General features: G+C 54.2%; 1 rRNA gene. It reads left to right on the top strand.

The features are described 5' to 3' along the window. Window positions 1-1,170: ribosomal RNA gene (locus EPE01S_RS22665) — 23S ribosomal RNA — on the top strand; the annotation flags it as partial. Window positions 1,171-1,229: the final 59 nt, after the last annotated feature.

Raw genomic sequence — 1,229 nt, forward strand, 5'->3', positions numbered from 1 at the left:
GGAGCTGAAGGCAGTCGAAGATACCAGCTGGCTGCAACTGTTTATTAAAAACACAGCACTGTGCAAACACGAAAGTGGACGTATACGGTGTGACGCCTGCCCGGTGCCGGAAGGTTAATTGATGGGGTTATCCGCAAGGAGAAGCTCTTGATCGAAGCCCCGGTAAACGGCGGCCGTAACTATAACGGTCCTAAGGTAGCGAAATTCCTTGTCGGGTAAGTTCCGACCTGCACGAATGGCGTAATGATGGCCAGGCTGTCTCCACCCGAGACTCAGTGAAATTGAACTCGCTGTGAAGATGCAGTGTACCCGCGGCAAGACGGAAAGACCCCGTGAACCTTTACTACAGCTTGACACTGAACATTGAGCCTTGATGTGTAGGATAGGTGGGAGGCTTTGAAGCGTGGACGCCAGTCTGCGTGGAGCCAACCTTGAAATACCACCCTTTAACGTTTGATGTTCTAACCTGGCGCCGTAATCCGGCGTGGGGACAGTGTCTGGTGGGTAGTTTGACTGGGGCGGTCTCCTCCTAAAGAGTAACGGAGGAGCACGAAGGTTAGCTAATCACGGTCGGACATCGTGAGGTTAGTGCAATGGCATAAGCTAGCTTGACTGCGAGAGTGACGGCTCGAGCAGGTGCGAAAGCAGGTCATAGTGATCCGGTGGTTCTGAATGGAAGGGCCATCGCTCAACGGATAAAAGGTACTCCGGGGATAACAGGCTGATACCGCCCAAGAGTTCATATCGACGGCGGTGTTTGGCACCTCGATGTCGGCTCATCACATCCTGGGGCTGAAGTAGGTCCCAAGGGTACGGCTGTTCGCCGTTTAAAGTGGTACGCGAGCTGGGTTTAGAACGTCGTGAGACAGTTCGGTCCCTATCTGCCGTGGGCGCTGGAGAATTGAGAGGGGTTGCTCCTAGTACGAGAGGACCGGAGTGAACGCACCGCTGGTGTTCGGGTTGTCATGCCAATGGCATTGCCCGGTAGCTAAGTGCGGAAAAGATAAGCGCTGAAAGCATCTAAGCGCGAAACTTGCCTCGAGATGAATTCTCCCTGGGGCCCTGAGCCCCCTGAAGGGACGTTGAAGACTACGACGTTGATAGGCCGGGTGTGTAAGCGCAGCGATGCGTTGAGCTAACCGGTACTAATGACCCGTGAGGCTTAACCTTACAACGCCAGAAGCGTTCTGGCGCGCGTTCGAGAGACGCAAAACAATTTTCAGCCTGTT

Source organism: Erwinia persicina NBRC 102418 (assembly GCF_001571305.1).
In the GTDB taxonomy this organism is placed as follows: Bacteria; Pseudomonadota; Gammaproteobacteria; order Enterobacterales; family Enterobacteriaceae; genus Erwinia; species Erwinia persicina.